The organism is Streptomyces sp. NBC_00203 (assembly GCF_045206325.1).
GTDB classification, from domain to species: domain Bacteria; phylum Actinomycetota; class Actinomycetes; order Streptomycetales; family Streptomycetaceae; genus Streptomyces; species Streptomyces lutosisoli.
Genome location: NZ_CP108126.1, coordinates 7,644,981 through 7,666,698 on the forward strand (window position 1 = coordinate 7,644,981; position 21,718 = coordinate 7,666,698).

Sequence of the window (21,718 nt, forward strand, 5' to 3'; positions counted from 1 at the left end):
GAACGGCGGCCCTTACCGCGGTGTAACCGCCGGCCCGCCACACTGACCGGCATGCGTGTGCTGGTGGTCGAGGACCACGAAGAGCTCGCCGAGACCGTGGCCGCCGGGCTGCGCCGGGAGGGCATGGCGGTCGACCTCGCCCTGGACGGGCCCACAGCTCTGGAGCGCGCGGAGATCAACGGTTACGACGTCGTCGTACTCGACCGCGACCTGCCCGGGATCCACGGCGACCAGGTGTGCCGGACGCTGGCCGGCGGCGGCAGTCGGGCCCGGGTACTGATGCTCACCGCGTCGGGGACGGTGGCCGACCGGGTCGCGGGGCTCGGGCTCGGCGCCGACGACTATCTCCCGAAGCCTTTCGCGTTCGCCGAACTCGTCGCACGGATACGGGCGTTGGCGCGGCGTGCGCAGCCCGCGCTGCCTCCTGTCCTGGTCCGGGGAGAGCTGCGCCTCGACCCGGCGCGACGGCAGGCGACCCGCAGCGGTTCGGGGCTCGCCCTCAGCCCGAAGGAGTTCGCCGTACTGGAACTCCTCCTCGGCGCACAGGGCGCCGTCGTCTCCACCGAGGAACTCCTGGAGCGGGCCTGGGACGAGGCGGCCGATCCCTTCAGCCAGACCGTGAAGGTGACGGTGAGCCGGCTGCGCCGCAAGCTGGGGGAGCCGCCGCTGATCGAGACGGTGGAGCGGGCGGGGTATCGGATCCGATGACACGGCAACGGCATGTCGGGCGTGGGCTGTTGGCGTCGCCGACGGTCAGGCGGCTGCTGTCGCCGCGCCGCCCGCGCAGCATCCGGTGGCGGCTGACGCTGCTCTACAGCGCGCTGTTCATGGTGGCCGGGGCGGCGCTGCTCGGTTTCACCTATTTCCTGGCGTCACGGTTCCAGCCGTCGTCGACCACCAGCTCGTACGAGGGGCCGGGACTGCCGGGAGACGGGGGCGCGGCGAGCCCCGATCCGCCGACGCTCACGATGTACGCCGAGGCACTGCGCGCCGACCAGCTGCACCAGCTGCTGGTCGAGGCGGGCATCGCGCTGGCCGTGATGACGGTTGCGTCGGTGGCCCTCGGCTGGCTGATGGCCGGACGGGTCCTCGCGCCGCTGCGCACGATGACCGCCGCCGCCCGGCGCATCTCCGCCGAGAATCTCGGGCAGCGCCTCGCGGTGCCCGGTCCCGACGACGAGCTCAAGGCGATGGCGGACACCTTCGACGACGTACTGGCGCGTCTGGAGGGTGCCTTCGAGGCGCAGAAGCGGTTCGTCGCCAATGCCTCGCACGAGCTGCGCACCCCGCTCACCCTCCAGCAGACGATCGTGGACGTCACGCTCGCCGACCCCGACGCCTCCGTGGCCACCCTGCGGGCCGCGTGTCTGCGGGTGCGGGCCGCGGGGCAGGAGCAGGAACGGCTCATCGACGCGCTGCTGACGCTGGCGCGCAGCCAACAAGGGCTTCAGCGGCGGGAGTTCATGGACCTGGCGGAGATCGTCCGGGAGCGGTTGCCGCAGGGCGACGGCGGACCGCGCGTGGACGCCGAGCTCAACTCCGCGTCCGTGCTCGGGGATCCGCAGCTGATCGAGCGGCTGGTGGTCAACCTCGCGGACAACGCCGTGCGACACAACCACCTTGGGGAGGAGGGTAGTTGGGTCAGCCTGTGGACCGGGACGGACCGCGGCCGGCCCGTCCTGCGGATCGCCAACAGCGGTCGCGTCATCCCGCCCGACCAGGTGGCCGGGCTCTTCCAGCCGTTCCGCCGCCTGGGCGCCGAACGCGTCCGGGGGCGGGGGCGCGACGGCCTGGGCCTGGGCCTGTCCATCGTCGCCGCGGTCGCCGCCGCGCACGGCGGTTCGGTCGCGGCCCGGCCACGCCCCGAAGGGGGACTGAGCGTGACGGTCACCCTGCCGGCGACAGGGACGCGGGCCGACCGGGACGCACCGGCCGCCATGGCGCCCCGTACGACCTGACCAGCCCTCTGACCAACTGATCGACAGGGTGTCGGGTCGTGGAGCCACCGCTCGACGCAGCGTCCATTGTCCGTCCAGGGCCGGGCGCGGGATGCTGCCCGCGTGCCAGTGAATCGGAAGACCTCGTCCATGTCCCGCCGGTCCCTGCTGCGCGCCCTCGGCGGTGGCGCCGCGCTCGGTGCCCTGGCGGGATGCGGGGTGCCCGCCGCGTATGTGTCCCCCGGCGACCGTGCCGGGGCCGACCTCTCCACCAGCGACAAGCGGCTGACCTGGGCGAACTGGCCGTTGTACATCGACACCGACGACAACGACCCCTCGAAGAGGCCCACGCTGGAGGGCTTCGAGAAGCGCACCGGGATCTCCGTCGACTACGTCGAGGAGATCAACGACAACGACGAGTTCTTCGGCAAGATCAGCCCGTCCCTGATGAACCACCAGCAGACGGGCCGCGATCTGATCGTCATCAGCGACTGGATGTGCGCACGCTTCGTGCGCCTCGGCTGGGTCCAGGAGATGGACCGCGCCAAGCAGCCGAACGTCACCAAGTACCTCGACCCGCTGCTCCGCTCACCCGCCTTCGACCCCGGCCGCAAGTCCAGCGTGCCGTGGCAGTCGGGGATCACCGGCATCGCGTACAACCGCCGCAAGGTCGGCCGCGAGATCAAACACGTCTCCGACCTGTGGGCCGACGACCTCAAGGGCCGGGTCACCCTGCTTTCCGGCCTGGACGAGGCGTTCGCGCTGCTCATGCAGGGCAACGGCGTCGACGTCACCAAGTGGACGGCGGACGACTTCCACAAGATCTGCGACCAGGTCGAGAGCCACGTGCACAGCGGCCAGATCCGGCGCTTCACGGGCAACGACTACATCAAGGACCTCTCCAGCGGCGACGTCCTGGCCTGTCAGGCGTACTCCGGTGACGTGATCCAGCTCCAGGCAGACAACCCCGACATCCACTTCGTCGTCCCCGAGGAGGGCGCCGAACTGTGGGCCGAGTCGCTGATGATCCCCAACCTGGCCCGCCACAAGGCCAACGCGGAGAAGCTCATCGACTACTACTACGAGCCCGAGGTCGCCGCCGAGCTCGCCGCCTGGGTCAACTACGTCTGCCCGGTCCCCGCCGCCCAGGACATCCTCGCCTCCTCCAAGGACAAGGACACCGCCGCCCTCGCCGAGGACCCGCTGATCTTCCCCGACGCCGGGATGCGCAAGCGGCTGGCGATCGCCCGTGACATCACGTCCGGGGAGCGTACGGAGTTCGCCAAGCGGTGGAACGCGATCGCTGGGCTTTAGGGGCAGGGGTAGGGGAAGGTGACGGCACGTGTGACCACGTAGGGGGCGTGGACACTCCTGTCCACGCCCCCTGTCCATGCCCCCTACGCAGGCCGGTTTACGGCGCGTCGACCACCGTGCCCGTCAGTGCCGGGTGGCCCGGAAGCGGCTCGGCGTCGTAGTCGGTCAGCGCGACGCGTACCGACTCGGCCGGCTCGGCCAGCTGGTCCTTCACCGTCGGCACGGTGAAGTCGGTGGTGGTGGACCCGGCCGGGATGCTCGTCCACACCCACAGGTTCGCCTGGGAGAGCGCGCGCTCCGGGTCGGGGCCGTCACCGGAGTAGTCCATCAGCCACTGCGGGTCCACGTCCTTGGTGGACAGCTCGGCGCCCTCGGTGACCGGAAGCACCTGGACCGGCTGGCTGATCTCCACGTCGGCGGGCTCGGAGAGGGAGATCCGCCACGTCAGCGTCCCTCCCTCGGTCACCCGGTCCGTGACCGGCGTCAGGGTGACCGCGGGTTCGGGGTCGTCGTTCACCGCGGTGACCCCGCCCTGGTAGGAGCCGATGACGGCGCCGTGCACGGCCTTCGCGAGGAGGTCGTGCTGCTGGTCGTAGCCGTAGCGCGTGTTGCCCTTCACCACGACCGGTACGTCGATGGCGTTGCTGCCGGGCCGTACGGTGACCAGCTTGTCCTTGGTCTGTCCCGTCTCCGGGTCGAGGACGGAGAAGCGGACCTTGCCGCTGCCGTGTCCGGAGACCTGGACCGGGATGTGGTAGGTGCGGGTGCCCGAGTCGCCCTCCTTGACGGTGAGCCGGCCGATGTCGACGCGCGGCAGCGCCGCCGCCGTGACCTTCGGGGTGCCGGCGGCCCAGCCCCAGGCGTCCATCAGCCAGGCCTTGCCGGACCTTGAACGCGGGGTCAGTTCAAGGGACTTGACGTGCTTCAGGTCGAGGCCGGCGCGGGTGGCCGCGGTCAGCGGGACGCGCAGTTCGCGCGCCCAGTAGGAGGCGGTGCGCTCGGTGCCCGGAAGCCCGTCGACCCGGATCCGGCCGAGCTTGGCCCGGCGTCCGGAGGTGTCGGTGACGGCCACGTCCAGCTTGGTGCCGGTCGTGTTCGGCGGCACGAACACGCGCAGCGCGAGGCTCTTGGCGCCGGAGAGGGAGAGCGGAGTGGCGGGGCGGATCTTTGTCGCCGTGCCCGGCGAAGACCACTTCAGCGCGACCGCGCTGCGGCCGGCCTCCTTCTCCGTCTGCCACCACGCGAAGTGCGGCGACGATCCCTTGGCGCCGGGGCTCAGGCAGGCCACGGCCGGGTCGGGGTCGATCGCCGAGCAGAGCCTGCCGCCGGTCACCTTCACCGGTCCGTCGTCGGGCACGAACCCGGCCGTACGGCGGGCGCCGACCGCGTGGGTCAGTACGCGGGCCGGGTCGGCCGACGGGGCCCGCCTGCCGGATCCGTCCAGCAGCGGACGTACCCGGTCGTCACCACCGACGAACAGCCGTGCCGCGGCGGCGATGTAGGTGGCGCCCGCCTGGTGCTGCTGGTCGGCGGTCAGCCGGGTGCGGGTGCCCGTGGAGCACACCGGGTCGGGCTGCTGTTCCGGGTCGTCCCAGAAGTCGTCGGAGGAGGGCGCCTCCGACTTGCCCGGCGTCCACTCGGTGTTGAAGAAGTTGTGGTTGGCGCCGACCACGTAGACGGCGCTGTGCAGGGCGGTGCCCCGGCTGATCCCGCGCGTCCCGTCGACGTACACCTCGCCCTGGAGGTCGGAGACGTCACCGTCGCAGCCGGGGAGGATCGTCGTGGACGGCACGTCGGCGACCGGATTCTGGCCGAAGATCGTCGGTCCGATGAGGACGGTCCCGCGGATCTTCCAGCGCACCGGGCCCCGGTAACCGTCCTGCGCGGCGGGCGGCGCGTAGAGGCTGTCCATGGCGGCCCGGTTGACGCCCTCGCCGCCACGCGAGTGGCCGACGAGCAGGACGCGGGACAGGTCGGCCTTCGCAGCGTCGGGCACGGCCGCCGGGGCGGTGCCCGGGTGGGCGGCCCAGCCGGCCCACTTGGCGAGGTGCTGCCGCACCAGCGAGGAGCGCGCCTGCGCACCGCCGTCCTCGGCGTCTCCGTCCTGGCCGTTGATGCCGTTCGCGGAGATCGACACCGTCACATAGCCCTGGGAGGCCAGCAGTTTCTGGTCCTTCAGGTAGCCCTTGTAGCTCGGGATCGACTTGGTGCCGGCCGGGCAGGGCCACTGCCCGGTCACGTCGTCCTCGGACCCGCCCGGCTTGAAGCAGGTGGCGTGGCGGCCGTGCAGGAACAGCGCGAGCGGCCGCTTGCCGGTGGCGCCGGTGGGCGCGACCACGACGGCCCGCATCTCGACCGGCTGGGCGAAGCCGGGCAGCTTCACCGGGTCGAGGGTGTACTCGCCGGTGGCCGTGCGGTACGAGCCCGGCTTGCCCGGGTCCACGGAGTTCGCCGGGAGTTGGGCCGGGGGCTGTGCGGCCGCCAGGGAGTTCTTCCCTCCCTTGCCGGTGTCGTTGTCGGCGGGCGCGTCCAACCGGCGCCCGCCCGCCAGGACTTGAAGGTCCTTGAGCGGGGTGGCTTCGTCGAGGGCGAGCCGGAATGTACGGCCGTCCTTGGATGCCTTCGGCGCGCCGAGCAGCCGGCCGTCCGCGTGGAACTCGACACGGGCGTCGCCCATGGGCACGGCCCTGTCCGACCGCCAGACCAGCTCACGCGCGACACCCTCCCCGGTGACGCGCCAGCCCGGCGGCAGCGCGCCGTCCGCGTTCGCCGTCAACGGCTTTGCCTGGGACGGCTGTTGGGCCTGGGCCAGTCCCGGTGAACCCGCCAGGGCCGCGAGCACGGCCACAGCGGTGACACCTATTCGCCGGGTACGGTTCAAGGGTCCCCCTCCTCACACTTCGAGCGCGGGCTCCCCGTCGGTACCGGGAGCCCCTCACGCCTCGAAGGAAGGGAAACGGGACCTGTGGGTTGCCTGTGCCGGGGGAGTTGGCCCGCGCAGGGCCGGAATCAGGTCACCGCCGACTGCCCGCGCGGGGCCCCTTTCTGCGCGCGAGACGTCGGCTTCCGGCGGCTTTGCCAGCTCTTTACAACCTGCTCCGCCGCTCCCTCGTCTCTCCGCTCGATCCGTAACCCAGCCCGCCGAGTCACCGGGCGGGCGGACCGACGAAAGAGAGCGATTCATGCGCCGAACTGTCCTCAGCGCCATGGCACTCGCGTGCACCGCCGCGCTGGCGAGCACGGTGCCCGCGTACGCCGACGGGGCGACCCCGAGTCCGGCCGCCACGAGCCGCCCGACCTCCACCACCGCCCCGTCTCCGGTCCCGAGCGCCACCACCGCGCCGTCCGCGGACCCGTCCGAGGCCCCGTCCGCGGTCCCGAGCGCCGCACCGACCCGAGCCCCGTCGAGCCAGGTCTCCGTCGTGCCGAGCGGAGCGCCCGACACCGGTGTGGCGTCGACGGGGACGCGGTCCGGAGCCGACGGCGGGCTGATCGGAGGGGGTGCCGCCGCGGCGTTCGCCGTCGGCGGTGCGGCGGTGTTTCTCGTACGTCGTCGTCGGGCGACCGGGGAATGACCTCGCCCTCCAGGCGTGCCTTCGCCGCCGCGGCGACGGCCGCGCTGGCCTCGTCGCTGGTGGGTTGCGGCGGCCACGCGGCCGGCCGGGCCGGTACCGCACCCTCCGGGAGCACGCCGGCGCCTTCGCGGTCCTCCGCCAAGGCGACGCATGCGCTGGGGCGTTCGGTCCCGGTCAGGCTGCGGATCCCGGCGATCGGGGTCGACACCCCGGTCATCCAGCTGGGGCTGGCCTCGGACGGCAGCGTGCAGGTTCCCCCGATCACGGCGCACGACCGTGCGGGCTGGTACCGGCACTCGCCGACGCCGGGGCAGACCGGCCCGTCGGTGATCCTCGCCCATGTCACGGTCGGCGCTTACGGGGACGGCGTCTTCCGTCACCTCGCGCGGCTGCGCAAGGGCGACCGGATCATGACGCGCCTGGAGAACGGCAAGACGGCGGAATTCGCCGTCAACTCCGTACGGACGGTCGCCAAGGCGGACTTCCCGGCGGACGAGGTCTACGGGAACGTGGACCGTCCGGAGCTGCGTCTCATCACCTGCGGCGGCCCCCGTACCGGTGACGGCTACCTCGACAACGTGATCGTCTTCGCCGCGCTCAGCTCCGCGAGCCCCTGACCGACCCTCAGGATCCCGGGGATCCCGGGCCGATGGAACGTACGCCGACGGCCCGGGATCTTTCCCCAACGAGTGCCCTCACGGCAGTGCCCTCACGGCACTGGCATCACGACGATGGAGAGTGTTGAAACGGTCCCGCGAGACGGCAGCGTCCGAGCTGTTCGCCGCCCTCTACCCGCGCCTGGCCGGCTGGTGCCGCCGGCTGGTCGACGACGACGAGACGGCGCATGAGATCGCCTCGGAGGCGTTCACCCGGCTCTGGGCCCGCTGGACATCCGTGGCGGAGCCCCGGGGGTTCCTCTACGTCACCGCCGCCAACCTCGTCCGGGACCACTGGCGCAAGCTCGAACGCGAACGCAGAGCCGTGCGCCGTGTCACCACCGAAGAAGCCGTCCGCCCGCCGACCGAGCAGGCCGACCCGTCGGTACGGCTGCTCGTGCAGTCGCTGCCGGAACGACTGCGCGTTCCGATCCTGCTGCACTACTACGCTGACATGCCGATCCGGGAGGTGTCCGCGCTGACCGGGCGCAAGGAAGGAACCATCAAGGCCGACCTCCACGCGGCCCGCGAACTGCTCCGCGCCCACCTGGGGAGAAGCCTTGATCACACACTCTGACGACGGTCCGGAGTTCGAACCCGACGACCCTCTCGCCGTCATCCTGCGACCCACCTCCGACTACCTCGGCCCACCCCACGGCCGATACGAAGCGATCCGCCGTGGCGCGGCCCGCCGCCGGCTGCTCCGCACCGCGGCCGGGGTCGGCCTGACCTGCGCCGTCGCCGCCCTCGTCGCGCTGCCACTCCGCCTGGCGACACCCGAGACACCCACGTCTCCTGCGGTCCCTCTCGCCCCGCCGCCCGCGAGCAGTCCTTCGGCCCCGCCCTCCCCGTCGGCGTCGGCGTCACCCGAGCCAGTCAGCAGCCGACCCGCCAGGGCGACCCAGGCCCCAGGCCCCACTGCGACCCCGACCAGGCCTCCAACCAGCGCCACCGTTCCCACCCGCGAGCCGTCGGCGACACCGAGCGCGCGATCCGTCGAGCCGTAGGACTCCGGACCGGCCCGGGGTGATGGGGGTTCATATACAACAATGCGAATAGAGGAGTAGTTTCCTACCCATCACGTTGGGCAAGTTGAGATGGGGAGGCGGTCGGACCGTGACGGTCAACGCATACCTTCGGTACGTCGCCCTGGGCGACAGCCAGACCGAAGGGCTGGGCGACGGCGATGACGTCCACGGTCTGCGGGGGTGTGCGGACCGGCTCGCCGAGCGGATCGCGCGGGACAGCCCGGACGTCCGGTACGCCAATCTCGCCATACGGGGGCGGCTCGCCGGACAGGTGCGTGCCGAACAGCTGGCTCCGGCTCTCGCACTGCGGCCGGACCTCGCCACGGTCGTCGCCGGGGTCAACGATCTGCTGCGGCCCCGTGTCGACCTGGACGAGGTGGCCGGCCATCTGGAGGCGATGTTCGCCGCGCTCACCGCACAGGGCGCCCTCGTGGTGACGCTCACCTTCCCGGACATGGGCCGGATCACCCCGCTGGCGCGACCGGTCGCCCACCGGGTCTTCGCGCTCAACGACCGCATCCGGGAAGCGGCCCGGCGCCACGGTGTGGTGGTGGTCGAAGCCTCCCAGCACCCCGTGATGACCGATCCCCGGCTGTGGAGCGCCGACCGGTTGCACGCCAGTCCGCTCGGTCATGCCCGCATCGCGGCCGCGGTCGCCGACGCGCTCGGCCTGCCGGGCAGCGACGACAGCTGGACGCTGCCCCTGCCTCCCGACCCGGAGGCGCGTCATGGCCTGCGGGCCGTCGGTGCCGAACTGCGCTGGGCCGGCTCGTTCCTGGGGCCCTGGCTCGCCCGCCGGGTGCGCGGCCGGTCGTCCGGCGACGGCCGACGGGCCAAGCGGCCCGCTCTGCTCCCGGTGGCCACGCTCGCCGACCACGGTGAGAGGCCGCCGAATGGTCGTCTCCTTGACTAATCAACCTGGTGTTAGGTTGGGAAAATGGCTCTGCGCAACGCGGTGATGGCCGCGCTTCTGGAGGGTGAGGCGTCCGGGTACGACCTCGCGAAGGGGTTCGAGGCCTCGGTCGCCAACTTCTGGATGGCCACGCCCCAGCAGATCTACCGGGAGCTGGAGCGCATGGAGAGCGACGGGCTCGTCTCCGCTCGCGTCGTGCAGCAGGAGCGCCGGCCCAACAAACGGCTCTTCTCGCTCACCGACGCCGGGCTCGACGCGATGCGTGCCTACACCGCCGAAGTCCCCAGCAGACCGACGGCGATCCGGGACGAGCTGATGGTCAAGGTGCAGTGCGTCGACATCGGCGACGTCGAGGCCGTCAGGGCCGGGGTCGCCGAGCGCGTGGAGCGGTCCACCGCCAAGCTGGCCCGCTACCGGCGCGCGCAGGAGCGCATGCTCGCCGGACGCACCGAGGAGGAGTACCTCTCCACCGTCGAGCGCATCGGTCCCTACCTCACCCTGCTCGGCGGCATGGCCCTGGAGCAGGCGAATATCAAGTGGGGCGAGACGGCCCTGAAGCGGCTCGCACAGCGTGCCGAGACCCTGGGCGCCTCGGCACACGGCTGAGCTCCCGACCGACCCCTACCGTCCTGGCATCCCTGGCGTTCCGGTAGCTCCCGGCAGACCCGCCAGCGCCCGCCCCACCGCGGTCGCCGCCTCGCGTTCGCGGCCCGCGCCCGAGGCCTCGGCAGCTGCTGGACGACCGGCAACCTCGTCCACGAGAAGGAGGCCGCCCGCGTCCTCGGCATCCCGTACGACACCGTGATGCAGGCGGCCTTCATCCCTGTCGCGTACACCCTCGGCACCGACTTCCGCCCGGCCCGCCGCATCTCCCGTGAGGAGGTGCTGCACTGGGACGCGTGGTGACCCGTAACCCCGTACGGAGGACTGACCGGATACGGTTTTGAACATGTTCAAGTCTGGGCGTACGCTCCGGGCATGAGCGAAAGAGCCGCCCTGCTGAAGGGCATTCGCGCGTGGCTGGTCCTGTTCGTCGTCTGCCTGGTGCTCAGCGGCGCCACGGCCTTTCCCCTGGTGCACGAACTGCGCTGGACCGAGGACCTGTTGCGGTCCCTGTCCGTGCCCGAGCACCTGCCCGCCCTGATGGGCTGGATCGAGCGTGTACGCCACGGGCTCGACGCCGCCGACGCCGATTACCCCTTCGTGCTGTACGGCACGGACTGGCTGGCGTTCGCGCATCTCGTGATCGCGGTCGCCTTCTACGGGCCGTACCGCGATCCGGTCCGCAACATCTGGGTCGTCGAGTTCGGCATGATCGCCTGCGCCGGCATCGTCCCGCTCGCGCTCATCTGCGGGCCGATCCGCGGGATTCCCTTCTGGTGGACCGTCGTCGACATGTCCTTCGGGATCTTCGGAGTGATCCCCCTGTACGTCGTACGGAAGAGGATCAAGCGTCTGGAGGCGCTCACTCCGTATCCCGGCCCCGCCCCGGTTCCCGCTACTTGAGAGCCGCCATCGCGATCCGCTGGGCGACCGGGTTCATCGACTCGCCCTTCGCGTCGGTGGAGTTGACCGAGTAGACGAGGGTGCGGGACAGGTCACGGGTGGCCGCGACGACCGCGCTGTAGCCGTACCGGGCGCCGGACTTGAGCCAGTAGACCTTCCCGCCGTACTCGAAGCGCTGGAGCCCGGCGCTCATGTCGGCGCCGTCGATGCCCGAGGGCACGGTGAACATCTCCTCCAGCTGCGGTCCGGGAACCAGATCGCCCCGGAAGAGATGGGTGATCAGCCGTTCCAGGTCCGCCGTCGTGGAGATCATGTCGCCCGCCGCCCAGCGGTCCGCCTGGTTCCAGTCGGTGACGTCGACGAACTTCGTCGTCCCGTCGGCCTGCTTCACCGCCTGGTAGCCGTGGTTGTGCGGTCCGTGGATGCGCGGGTCGGTGCCGGGGAAGTACGAGTCGCGCATCCCGGCAGGCCGGAAGATCCGGTGCTCCGCCTCCTGGGCGTACGTGTGCCCGGTCACCTTCTCGATCAGCATGCCGAGGATCGTGTAGTTGATGTTCAGGTAGTCCTGCTGCTCGCCCGGGCAGAACTCCGGCCCCTTCGCCACCGCAGAGGCGACGACCTCCTTCGGCGTGAGAGTGTCGAAGCGGTGGGCGTACGCGTCCTCGAAGGAGTCGCCGAAGCCGTCGCCCGCCTGGATCCCGCTGGTGTGGTTCAGCAACTGCCGTACGGTGATGGGCTTGAAGGTGGTCGGCAGCAGTCCGGGCAGGTAGTGCTGCACGGGCGTGCTCAGGCCGACCCTGCCCTCCGCCGCGAGCTGGAGCACAACAGCCGCGGTGACCACCTTGGTGGTGGAACCGGCACGGAAACGGGCGTTCGGGTCGGCCTTCGCGCCGCTCACCAGGTCGTGCACACCCGCGCTGCCCCGCCAGCTGCCGTCGGTGCCCCCGACCCGTACCAGCGCGGCGGTCGCGTCCGCGTCCGGGAGCCCGGCGAGCGCGGCGCGCAGGGCCTCGGCGTCGGGTCCGGCCGTCCGCGCGGCCACCGCGGCCTTCTGGGCGGACGGCGAGGCGAACGCCGGTGCGCTCAGCGCAGGCCCGGCGGCGAGACCGAGGGCGAGGGTGGCGACGAGGGCAACTGCGGGGCGGCGTACGGCCATTGAGCACTCCTGAGATCAGTTGATCGCTTGAGTCGAATGAATCGAGTGACCGGTGTGCCGATCGAAGTCGATGTTCATCCTCCGGCCGTACGAGATCCCCGGGATCGTCACTGGGGAGGGCGCCGTCCCCGGCATCGGCGCAAGGGTCGCCCCTAGGGGGCCGCGAAAAACTGTTATCGCCGAGGGGCCCCCGCCGTCTCCGAAGGTGAACCGTCCTGCGATACGGCCCCGTGCGCCACGGAGATGGCGGAGAAGGTACGTTCCGAGGGCGAAGCGACCATGGAGAGGACGTACGTGGACGGGCGGGAGTGGCGCTCCACCATCGCGGCCGCACAGGCCGGTGACCGGCGCGCGCTCGACGAACTGGTCGCGGGCTGGCTGCCCCTTGTCTACAACATCGTCGGCCGCGCCCTGAACGGCCACGCGGACGTCGACGACGTCGTGCAGGAGACCATGCTGCGCGCCGTCGACAACCTCGGCTCGCTGCGCGATCCGGACAGTTTCCGGTCCTGGCTGGTCGCCATCGCGATGCGGCAGATACGCGACCGGGCGCGCCGCCGGACCTCCGAGACGCTCGACGACGGCGCGGGCGAACAGGCCGCCGACTTCGCCGAACTGACCGTATTGCGGCTCCAGTTGGAGGGGCAGCGGCGCGAGGTCGCGGAGGCGGTGCGCTGGCTCGACGACGAGGACCGCCAACTGCTGTCGCTGTGGTGGCTGGAGGTCGCCGGCGAGCTCACCCGGCGCGAACTGGCGGCGGCCGTCGGCATCAGCCGGCAGCACGCCGCCGTCCGCGTCCAGCGCATGAAGGAACGCCTTGAGACCGCGCGCGGCATCGTCCGGGCGCTCGACTCGTCCTGCCCGGACCTGCCCGAGGTGACCGCCCGCTGGTCCGGGCGCCCCGACTCGGTGTGGCGCAAACGCCTGGCCCGCCACATCAGGGGCTGCGCCTCCTGCTCAGGGGCGCGCGAGGCGGTCGTACCCGCCGAACGGCTCCTCGTCGGGATCGCGCTCGTCCCGGTGCCGGTCGGCTTCACGCTCTCGCTGGCCCTGGGAGGCAAGACGGCGGCGGCCGCGACCGGCGTCGGATGGTCCGCCAAGGTGATCAGCGCCCTCACCAAGCCCGCCGTGGCGGTGACGGCCGGCGCGACGATCGTGGCCGGCGGCGCCTACGTCGTGACGCGGCCCCCGGACAAACCGCCCGCGCGGGCAGCCGTCGCGCCCACGGCGGCGAGTACGGCCCGTCCCCCTTCGCGTACCCCGGCAGCCACACCGTCCGCCTCGCCCTCGTCCTCGTCCTCGCCGTCGCCGACGAGGACCGACGTGTACGGCACGGTCGTCGATGCCGTCGACCGGGCTCCGGATCCGGACGCGCGGCCCGGTGCCCTGCCGCACCGGACCGAGTCCGGGATCACCAGCACCGGCGGCGCGAAGGCCGTGATGCAGCACCGCGGAGACGGTGTGACCCTCAGCGGCAGGGGATACGTCCTGGTGCGCTGGCAGATCTCGCCGAAGTCCCGGCCCGGGGCGCTGGTCATGCCGGCCTGGACCCGCCTTGAGGGGAAGCTCTTCCACGTGGCGTCGGGTGGTGGCCGCCGCATGGACGACGCCCTCGCGGGGAGCCCCGACGGCTACGCCACCGGCATGGGCGGGCCGGACATCGGATACGCCGTACTGCCGTCCGGCACCCAGCAGATGTGGCAGAACGAGTACTTCTACCTCGACGGCACCGTCACCCTCACCGTGAACGAACGGGGCGCCGACTACGGCCTGATCGTCTTCCCGTCGAGCTGGGACGAGGCGAACAAGGACGTCGAGACCGGCCCGGCCCAGGGCGCCATCCGCTACGGCCTGGTCCGCGACAACGGCGAGGACACGGCCCCGGTACCGCAGTACCTCACGCGCTCCACGCCCACCGACCCGGCGACGGTCGCTCAACGCTCCCGCGTGTAGCGCTCCTGCGCGGCCATGACCTCGTCGCCGTGTTCGAAGGCCCAGGCACCGAAGGCGCCGATGGGGTCGAGCAACGACCGCCCGAGCCCGGTGAGTTCGTACTCGACCCGAGGCGGCGAACCACCGTACGCGCGCCGCAGCACGAGCCCGTTGAACTCCAGCCGCCGCAGCGTCTCGGTCAGCACCTTCTGGCTGATCCCGCCGATCAGCTCGCGCAGCTCGCCGTGGCGCACCGGGCCGTGCCGCAGGGCCCACAGCACAACGGAGTTCCAGGTGTTGGCCAGCAGATCGAAGGCGAGCCGGGCCCGGCAGTCGGCGAGGAAGTCTTCGGTCGTCACGTACCGAATGGTGCCCGAGCGGATTCCTACTGTCGTCCTGGATTCGGCGACAGAACAGACAGAAGGGATACGAGGCTGATGAGGATCGGGATTCTCGGCACGGGGAGCATGGCGGACGCGCTCGGCACACAGTGGGCGCGCGCGGGTCACGAAGTCCGCGTGGGCGGGCGCGACGCGGAACGCGCGGCCGGGCTCGCCGGGCGGTTCGGCGGACGCGGTGGCGATCTGCGGGCGGCGGCCGAGTTCGGCGTGGACGCGGTGCTGATCGCGCTGCCCTACGCGGCCGTTGCCGAGGTCGTCGCGGGGCTCCGGGGCGCCCTGCGCGACCGGGTGCTGATCGACTGCGTCAATCCGGTGGGCCCGGGATTCGTCCTGGAAACGGCGGGAGGCAGGTCCGCGGCCGAACGGCTCGCGGCCGCCGCCCCCGACGCGCACGTGGTCAAGGCCTTCAACCTCTGCCATGAGGACGTCTGGCGGATGACCCCACCGGTCTTCGACGGCCGCCCGCTCGCGGTCCCGCTGTGCGGCGACGACGAGGACGCGCTCGACGTCGTACGGCGACTCGTGCGCGACCTGGGCTGCGAGCCCCTCAACGCGGGGGAGCTGGCGCGGGCGGGACTGCTGGAGGCGACGGCGGCGCTGCTGATCGGCCTGTGGGTGGGGGAGGGGGCGGATGCCCAGGCGATCGCCCCGCCGAGGGAGACCGCTTAGCGCTGACGCCCGCCAGTCAGCCCTTGCGCAGGGCGCACAGCGCGTCGATGCGATTCGTCGTGATCGAGTCGACTCCCATGTCCAGGAGGCGCCGCATGGAGCGGCGGGTGTCCGGGGTCCACACGGACAGCAGGTAGCCGTCGCGGTGGACGCGGGCGGCGAGCTCGCGGTCGACCAGCCCGAAGCGGTAGTTGAGCCACCGCGGCCGTACGGCTTCGAGCAGCGCCGGCCGCGGTGGCGCGACGCTCGTCCAGGTCAGCGCGATCTCCGCGGCGGGGTCGGCGGCTCGCACCGCCAGCATGGCCGGGGCGCCCGCGCAGTAGTACACGCGCTCTTCCGCCCCGCATTCGCGGATCACGTCGACGATCCGGCGCACGGCCCTACCGTCGGGCGCACCCGGCAGGTCCACCATGATCCGGCTGTCCTCGGTCTCCTTGAGGGCCTCGGCCAGCGTGGGCACCCCGCCGGCCGTGAGCCCGCGCACCTCGTCCGAGGAGAGCGAGCGCAGCGGCCGGTCCTGCTCCCAGAGCCGCTTCAGCGTCTCGTCGTGCAGGAGCACGGGCACGCCGTCGCGGGTCAGGCGTACGTCGATCTCGACCGCGTCCGCGCCGAGTCGGAGCGCGGAACGCAGCGAGTCGATCGTGTTCTCGCGGACGCGGTAGGGGGCGCCGCGATGGGCGACGGCGGTCACGGTGCGCATGGGCCCATTGTGGTGGCGGGTCAGGGCGCGAGCCAGGTCGAGGCGTACGTGTCGATCTCCCCGGCGAGCCTCGCCTTGCCGGCCTCGTCGAGGAACGAGGCCTCGACCGCGTTCTTGGCGAGCGCGGCGAGGCCCTGCTCGTCGAGGTCGAGGAGCCGGGCGGCGACCGCGTACTCGTTGTTGAGGTCGGTGCCGAACATCGGCGGGTCGTCGGAGTTGATGGTGACGGGCACCCCGGCCCGCACGAACTCCCTTATGGGGTGCTCGTCGAGGGTGCGGACCGCGCGGGTGGCGATGTTGGAGGTCGGGCAGACCTCCAGGGCGATGCGGTGCTCGGCGAGGTGGGCGAGCAGCTTCGGGTCCTGTGCGGAGCTCGTACCGTGCCCGATGCGCTCCGCGCGCAGGTCGTTCAGCGCGTCCCAGACCGTCTCCGGGCCGGTCGTCTCACCGGCGTGCGGCACCGACCGCAGTCCGGCCGCGATCGCCCGGTCGAAGTACGGCTTGAACTGCGGCCGCGGTACGCCGATTTCGGGCCCGCCCAGCCCGAAGGAGACCAGCCCCTCCGGCCGCAGCCGGTCCTCGGTCGCGAGCCGCACGGTCTCCTCGGCGGCTTCGAGCCCCGCCTCGCCGGGAATGTCGAAGCACCACCGCAGTACGACACCGAGCTCGGCCTCGGCCGCCTTGCGGGCGTCCTCGATCGCGTCCATGAAGGCGCGCTCGTCGATACCGCGACGGGTGGAGGACCACGGGGTGATGGTCAGCTCGGCGTAACGGACCTGCTGCCGGGCCATGTCCCGCGCGACCTCGTACGTCAGCAGCCGTACGTCCTCCGGCGTGCGGATGAGGTCGACGACGGACAGATACACCTGGATGAAGTGGGCGAAGTCCGTGAACGTGAAGTAGTCCGCGAGGGCCTCGGGGTCGGTCGGCACCGCGGAGTCGGGGTGCCGGGCGGCCAGGGCGGACACGATGCGCGGGGAGGCGGAGCCGACGTGGTGCACGTGCAGTTCGGCCTTGGGCAGTCCGGCGATGAAGGCGTGCAGATCGCGGGCGTCTTCGCGGGCGGTGTGCTGGTCGGTCAAGGTTCCTCCCCGGAACGGCGTCACGGGACCGTGGTCGGCGGGACGCGGGTGATCGGCTGATCGGTGACTCAGGGATCATCGTAGGCGGCGGTCCGCGCGGCGCGGGCAGGGCGTGTCCGACGGCCGCCCTGGACGCCGAGGAGATCGCTCCGGCACGCACCTACGGCCGTAGCATGACGGAACGTACGACAGAGGGGACCCTGCGCATGTCCGACGACGCCGGCACGCCGGAAGCGCCACGCGACGCCGCCACGTGGGCTCCGCCGGACCAGGGGGTTCCGGCCGCGCCGACCGACGAGGCGCCTGCGGGGAGCGCTGCGCCAGGTGTCGATTCGGGGGACGCCGTGTCCGCGGAGTCCGCAGACGATCACGCCCAGGACCTCCGCCCCGAGCAGCCCGTCCCCAAGGTCCCCCTGGACAAGCCCTCCACCGACCGGAGCCCCGAGCCGAACCCCTGGGCTCCCCCCACGGAAACGGCCCCCTCCGGCTGGGCCACCGCGCCCACGCCTCCCTACGCGCACGACCAGCCCACGGTCACCGCGGTCCCCGGCGCCGGCACCCCCGGCCCTCAGCCCTGGGACAACCCTTTCGCACCCCCTTCGTCCGACGCGCCCTTCGTACCGCCCTCGCCCGGCACCCCCGCCCCACAGCCGCATCCGCAGCCGCAGCCCTGGGGCAACCCCTTCGCGCCGCCCGAGGCCCGCGCCCCCTACCCTCAGCCCGCCTCCGGCGAACCCGTCCCCCCGCCGCCCATCGCCCCCGATGGCCCCGGAGCGCTCCCGTACGGCTACGGCTACCCGCAGTACGCCCCCGCCCCGGCGCAGGGGGCCTACCAAGGCGTCCCCGGCTACGGCTGGCCCGTGCTGCCGCCCGCGCCGAGCAATGGCATGGGCACCGCCGGCCTCGTGCTCGGCATCCTCGCGGCGGTCGTGTTCTGTTTGTGGCCGCTCGCGATCGTGCTGGGCATCCTCGGTGTGATCTTCGGCGTGATCGGCCGCCGCAAGGCACGCCGGGGCGAGGCGACGAACCCGGGGCAGGCGCTGGCCGGGATCATCTGCGGAGCGGTCGGTATCGCCCTGGGGATCGGGATGCTCGTCTTCCTCATCGTGGTCCCGGACGACAGTGGGAACGGCGATTCGAGCAACGGCGACGGCTTCTCCACGTCCCTCGTAGGGGAGCAGCGGTAACCGCTGCTCCCTTTCGCTCCTTCTTATTACTGCTGCTCCACTACGGGCCTAGCGGAGCCGCCCCCGCGCCTCCATCAGCGCGAACCCCAGCAGATTCGGCCCCCGCCACCGCTCGGGATCCGCCGCGCGCTCGTCGTCCGCCGCGAGCCCGATGCCCCAGACACGGTCCAGGGGACTGGCCTCGACCAGCACTCTCTCGCCCGTGCCCAGCAGGAAGTCCCGCAGATCGGCGTGCGCGGCGAACTTGTGGACGCTGCCCTCGACCACGATCCCGAACCGCTCGCGCTCCCATATGGCGTCGTCGAACCCGCGGACCAGCCGCCCGGCCTTCTTCGCGAGGGCGGGGTTGGACGCGTCGATGGCGTGCCGCTCCGCTTCCTTGTCGCCGAAGAGCCGTGCCTTCGACGCCATCATCCAGTGCTCCGCCGTCGCGTACTCGACTTCATCGACTACGAACGGTGACGGCCACCACTGGCTGAGACAGCTCGCGCTCACCTGACCGTCCGGCCGCGGACGGTGCCCCCAGAAGTGCAGGTATTTGACCCTCGCCCCCGAGTGGACCGCACTGACCAGCGCTTCCCAAGAATCGATCTTCCCCATGCATGCCACTCTGGCACGCACCACTGACATTCCGTCCCGCCTTTTCCGGGAGGACTCGACACCTGGTCGACAGATTCCGTCGCGTAACCAAAAGGCAACAACGGAATCACTTGTTGGAGTCCCTTTGCTCTGTCAGGATCGGCACTCAAATCGAGCTGGAGCTACGCCGACCCCTACAGCTACGGGGAGGGCGGCGGAGGAGAGCGACATGCACAATCCGGGCCATCGCTTCCAGGCGCAGGACCGTCTCGCGGACGGCGCGCAGTACATCGCGGGCCGGCTGACCAAGGGCACCTCGGGCCGCACACACGCGGTCGTGAACCCCGCCACCGGCGACGAGGTCTACACATACGAGCTCGCGAGCACCGCGGACGTCGACCTCGCCGTCGCGGCCGCACGCGCGGCCTTCCCCGGCTGGGCCGGCGCCACCCCCGGCGAGCGCTCCGACGCGCTGCACCGCTTCGCCGCCGTGCTCGCCGACCGCGCCGAGGAGTTCGCCCAGGCGGAGTCGCTCCAGTGCGGCAAGCCCCTCAAGCTGACGCGCGAGTTCGATGTGCCGGGCACCATCGACAACACCGCCTTCTTCGCGGGCGCGGCCCGGCATCTGCAGGGCCAGTCCGCGGGCGAGTACTCCGGCGACCACACCTCGTACGTACGCCGTGAGCCCATCGGCGTCGTCGGCTCCATCGCGCCCTGGAACTACCCCCTCCAGATGGCTGCCTGGAAGATCCTCCCGGCCATCGCCGCCGGCAACACGATCGTCCTGAAGCCCGCCGAGCTGACCCCGCTCACCTCGCTCCTGTTCGCCGAGGCGGCGACGGAGGCCGGGATCCCCGACGGGGTCATCAACATCGTCACGGGGCTGGGCAAGGAGGCCGGGGAGCACCTCGTCGGCCACCCCGACGTCGCCATGACCTCCTTCACCGGGTCCACCGCGGTGGGCAAGCGCGTCGCCGAGATCGCCACCTCGACCGTCAAGCGGCTCCACCTGGAGCTGGGCGGCAAGGCGCCTTTCCTCGTCTTCGACGACGCGGACCTGGACGCCGCCGTGAACGGCGCGGTCGCCGGTTCACTCATCAACACCGGGCAGGACTGCACGGCCGCCACGCGCGCGTACGTGCAGCGGCCTCTCTACGAAGCGTTCGTGTCGAAGACCGCCGCCCTGATGGCGAGCGTCCGCGTGGGTGATCCCTTCGCGCCGGACACCGACCTCGGCCCGCTGATCTCGCACGCCCAGCGCGACCGCGTCGCCGGATTCGTCGACCGGGCCCGCGGCTACGCGCGCGTGGTGACCGGCGGAGAAGCCCCACAGGGTGATCTCAAGAGCGGCGCGTACTATGCGCCCACGCTCGTCGCCGACGCCGGGCAGGACAGCGAAATCGTGCAGGCCGAGATCTTCGGCCCGGTGCTCGTCGTGCTCCCCTTCGACACCGACGACGAGGGCATCGCGCTCGCCAACGACACGCCGTACGGACTCGCCGCCTCCGCCTGGAGCCGTGACGTCTACCGGGCGAACCGCGCGACCCGCGAGATCAAGGCGGGCTGCGTCTGGGTCAACGATCACATCCCGATCATCAGCGAGATGCCGCACGGCGGCTACAAGGCGTCCGGCTTCGGCAAGGACATGTCCGCCTACTCATTCGAGGAGTACACGCAGGTCAAGCACGTCATGTTCGACAACACCGCGGTGGCCCGGAAGGACTGGCACCGCACGATCTTCGGGGACCGGCCCTAGCCGACGCTCGGCTACGGCCAAAGGCAGACCAGGCCGCGACCACGGCCGCGATCCTTCCGAAAGGGCACCAGAGCATGGAGCAGTACGAGCCCGAACGCCTGTCCCCGGCCACGCTGGCCGCCATGCAGCGCAGTTTCAGGAATGGCAGGGCCTCCCTCACGCGGCGTTCGCTGCTGCGCGCCTCCGCGGGCGGCGCGCTCGCCATCGGCGGTCTCGGGGCGCTCAGCGGCTGCGGGATACCCGCGGCCGGCAAGACCCAGGGCGGCGTCTCCGCCGAGGACCACTCGGCGAAGGAGAAGACGATCAACTTCTCCAACTGGACCGAGTACATGGACGTCGACGACAGCGGGAAGCACCACCCGACGCTCGACGCGTTCACCAAGCGGACCGGCATCTCGGTCAAGTACACCGAGGACATCAACGACAACAACGAGTTCTTCGGCAAGATAAAGCCGCAGCTCGCCGCGGGCCAGGACACCGGCCGCGACATCATCGTCCTCACCGACTGGCTGGCGGCCCGGCTGATCCGCCTGGGGTGGGCCCAGAAACTGGACCCGTCCAACCTGCCGCACGCCTTCGCCAACCTGTCGGACCAGTTCCGCAGCCCCGACTGGGACCCGGGCCGCGCCTACTCGTACCCGTGGCAGGGCATCTCGACCGTCATCGCGTACAACAAGAAGGCGCTCGACGGCATCGAGGTGAAGTCGGTCTCCGACCTGCTCGACAACCCCAAGCTCAAGGGCCGCGTCGGCTTCCTGTCGGAGATGCGCGACAGCATCGGCATGACGCTCCTCGACATGGGCAAGGACCCGACGAAGTTCACCGACGACGACTTCGACGCGGCGATCGCCCGGCTCCAGAAGGCCGTCGACAACGGCCAGATCCGCCGCTTCTCCGGCAACGACTACACGGCCGACATCACCAAGGGCGACTTCGCGGCCTGCATCGCCTGGGCCGGTGACGTCGTCCAGCTCAAGGCGGACAGCCCGGACGTCGACTTCATCATCCCGGACAGCGGCTACCTGACCTCGTCCGACAACATGCTGGTCCCCAACAAGGCACGTCACAAGACGAACGCCGAGCGGCTCATGGACTACTACTACGAGCCCGGTCCGGCCGCGGAGCTCGCCGCCTACATCAACTACGTCTGTCCCGTCGACGGAGTGAAGGAAGAGCTGGCGAAGATCGACAAGTCGGCGGCGGACAACCCGCTGATCATTCCCGACAAGGCCATGCAGGCCAAGTCCCATGCCTTCCGCTCGCTGAGCGAGAAGGAAGAGACGGCCTACGAATCGAAGTTCGCGAAGCTCACAGGGGCGTGACGAAG

The 21,718-nt window shown here is 71.4% G+C and carries 19 protein-coding genes and 2 pseudogenes; 15 read left to right on the plus strand and 6 right to left on the minus strand.

Annotated features, from left to right (window positions below):
* Nucleotides 1-51 precede the first annotated feature (51 nt).
* The 3 genes from OG975_RS34245 (at nt 52) to OG975_RS34255 (ending at nt 3,251) form a co-directional block, all read left to right on the plus strand.
* Nucleotides 52-708, plus strand: a complete 657-nt coding sequence (locus tag OG975_RS34245; RefSeq protein ID WP_406333169.1) for a response regulator transcription factor — start codon at nt 52-54, stop codon at nt 706-708.
* A complete protein-coding gene (locus OG975_RS34250) occupies nt 705-1,958 on the plus strand; it encodes a sensor histidine kinase (RefSeq protein WP_406333170.1) in 1,254 nt (417 codons plus the stop codon). The genes OG975_RS34245 and OG975_RS34250 overlap by 4 nt, the downstream gene beginning before the upstream one ends.
* Before the next feature lie 129 nt (nt 1,959-2,087).
* Nucleotides 2,088-3,251 carry a spermidine/putrescine ABC transporter substrate-binding protein gene (locus OG975_RS34255; RefSeq protein WP_406336600.1) on the plus strand — a complete coding sequence of 388 codons (1,164 nt, stop codon included), beginning with the start codon at nt 2,088-2,090 and terminating at the stop codon, nt 3,249-3,251.
* Between the two features lie 97 nt (nt 3,252-3,348).
* On the opposite strand, the gene OG975_RS34260 is transcribed toward OG975_RS34255, so the two are convergent.
* Entirely contained in the window at nt 3,349-6,132 is a 2,784-nt protein-coding gene (locus tag OG975_RS34260; protein WP_406333172.1) for a hypothetical protein, read from the minus strand.
* A 301-nt stretch (nt 6,133-6,433) separates the two neighbouring features.
* On the opposite strand from OG975_RS34260, the gene OG975_RS34265 reads away from it, so the two are divergent.
* The 7 genes and pseudogenes from OG975_RS34265 (at nt 6,434) to OG975_RS34295 (ending at nt 10,929) form a co-directional block, all read left to right on the plus strand.
* The gene (locus OG975_RS34265) at nt 6,434-6,826 is read left to right on the plus strand and encodes a sortase-dependent protein (RefSeq protein WP_406333173.1); all 393 of its coding nucleotides are present in this window, start codon (nt 6,434-6,436) and stop codon (nt 6,824-6,826) included.
* The gene (locus OG975_RS34270; protein WP_406333174.1) at nt 6,823-7,443 is read left to right on the plus strand and encodes a class F sortase; all 621 of its coding nucleotides are present in this window, start codon (nt 6,823-6,825) and stop codon (nt 7,441-7,443) included. Before OG975_RS34265 ends, OG975_RS34270 begins: the two co-directional genes overlap by 4 nt.
* Before the next feature lie 124 nt (nt 7,444-7,567).
* Entirely contained in the window at nt 7,568-8,059 is a 492-nt protein-coding gene (locus tag OG975_RS34275) for an RNA polymerase sigma factor (protein WP_406333175.1), read from the plus strand.
* Nucleotides 8,060-8,598: 539 nt separating this feature from the next.
* A complete protein-coding gene (locus OG975_RS34280; protein ID WP_406333176.1) occupies nt 8,599-9,423 on the plus strand; it encodes an SGNH/GDSL hydrolase family protein in 825 nt (274 codons plus the stop codon).
* A gap of 24 nt (nt 9,424-9,447) precedes the next feature.
* Nucleotides 9,448-10,029 (plus strand): PadR family transcriptional regulator, encoded by a 582-nt coding sequence (locus tag OG975_RS34285; RefSeq protein WP_406333177.1) that lies wholly within the window; start codon nt 9,448-9,450, stop codon nt 10,027-10,029.
* Nucleotides 10,030-10,128: 99 nt separating this feature from the next.
* Nucleotides 10,129-10,329 (plus strand): annotated as a pseudogene (locus tag OG975_RS34290) (nitroreductase); the annotation flags it as partial.
* Nucleotides 10,330-10,401: 72 nt separating this feature from the next.
* Nucleotides 10,402-10,929 carry a hypothetical protein gene (locus OG975_RS34295; RefSeq protein ID WP_406333178.1) on the plus strand — a complete coding sequence of 176 codons (528 nt, stop codon included), beginning with the start codon at nt 10,402-10,404 and terminating at the stop codon, nt 10,927-10,929.
* Here the strand turns inward: OG975_RS34295 and OG975_RS34300 are convergent.
* On the minus strand, nt 10,922-12,085 hold the full coding sequence (locus tag OG975_RS34300) for a serine hydrolase domain-containing protein (RefSeq protein WP_406333179.1): 1,164 nt from the start codon (nt 12,083-12,085) through the stop codon (nt 10,922-10,924). The two genes, OG975_RS34295 and OG975_RS34300, sit on opposite strands and share 8 nt — an antisense overlap.
* 243 nt (nt 12,086-12,328) lie before the next feature.
* On the opposite strand from OG975_RS34300, the gene OG975_RS34305 reads away from it, so the two are divergent.
* Nucleotides 12,329-14,038 (plus strand): RNA polymerase sigma factor, encoded by a 1,710-nt coding sequence (locus tag OG975_RS34305; RefSeq protein ID WP_406333181.1) that lies wholly within the window; start codon nt 12,329-12,331, stop codon nt 14,036-14,038.
* Here OG975_RS34305 and OG975_RS34310 read toward each other — a convergent pair.
* Nucleotides 14,020-14,376 carry a helix-turn-helix domain-containing protein gene (locus OG975_RS34310; RefSeq protein ID WP_330307626.1) on the minus strand — a complete coding sequence of 119 codons (357 nt, stop codon included), beginning with the start codon at nt 14,374-14,376 and terminating at the stop codon, nt 14,020-14,022. The genes OG975_RS34305 and OG975_RS34310 overlap by 19 nt on opposite strands.
* 78 nt (nt 14,377-14,454) lie before the next feature.
* Here OG975_RS34310 and OG975_RS34315 point away from each other — a divergent pair, with 78 nt between their 5' ends.
* A complete protein-coding gene (locus OG975_RS34315) occupies nt 14,455-15,087 on the plus strand; it encodes an NADPH-dependent F420 reductase (RefSeq protein WP_406333182.1) in 633 nt (210 codons plus the stop codon).
* A 16-nt stretch (nt 15,088-15,103) separates the two neighbouring features.
* Here the strand turns inward: OG975_RS34315 and OG975_RS34320 are convergent, their stop codons facing one another.
* Both OG975_RS34320 and OG975_RS34325 read right to left on the minus strand, forming a co-directional pair.
* Nucleotides 15,104-15,787, minus strand: a complete 684-nt coding sequence (locus OG975_RS34320; protein ID WP_406333184.1) for a glycerophosphodiester phosphodiesterase — start codon at nt 15,785-15,787, stop codon at nt 15,104-15,106.
* 20 nt (nt 15,788-15,807) lie between these two features.
* Nucleotides 15,808-16,922, minus strand: a pseudogene (locus tag OG975_RS34325) (adenosine deaminase).
* Between the two features lie 120 nt (nt 16,923-17,042).
* On the opposite strand from OG975_RS34325, the gene OG975_RS34330 reads away from it, so the two are divergent.
* Nucleotides 17,043-18,056 carry a DUF4190 domain-containing protein gene (locus OG975_RS34330; protein ID WP_406336602.1) on the plus strand — a complete coding sequence of 338 codons (1,014 nt, stop codon included), beginning with the start codon at nt 17,043-17,045 and terminating at the stop codon, nt 18,054-18,056.
* 48 nt (nt 18,057-18,104) lie between these two features.
* Here the strand turns inward: OG975_RS34330 and OG975_RS34335 are convergent, their stop codons facing one another.
* Complete coding sequence (locus OG975_RS34335; RefSeq protein ID WP_406333186.1) at nt 18,105-18,686, minus strand: NADAR family protein; 582 nt, start codon at nt 18,684-18,686, stop codon at nt 18,105-18,107.
* 178 nt (nt 18,687-18,864) lie between these two features.
* On the opposite strand from OG975_RS34335, the gene OG975_RS34340 reads away from it, so the two are divergent.
* A complete protein-coding gene (locus OG975_RS34340; RefSeq protein ID WP_369262655.1) occupies nt 18,865-20,391 on the plus strand; it encodes a gamma-aminobutyraldehyde dehydrogenase in 1,527 nt (508 codons plus the stop codon).
* Between the two features lie 74 nt (nt 20,392-20,465).
* Nucleotides 20,466-21,713, plus strand: a complete 1,248-nt coding sequence (locus OG975_RS34345; protein ID WP_406333187.1) for a PotD/PotF family extracellular solute-binding protein — start codon at nt 20,466-20,468, stop codon at nt 21,711-21,713.
* Nucleotides 21,714-21,718: the final 5 nt, after the last annotated feature.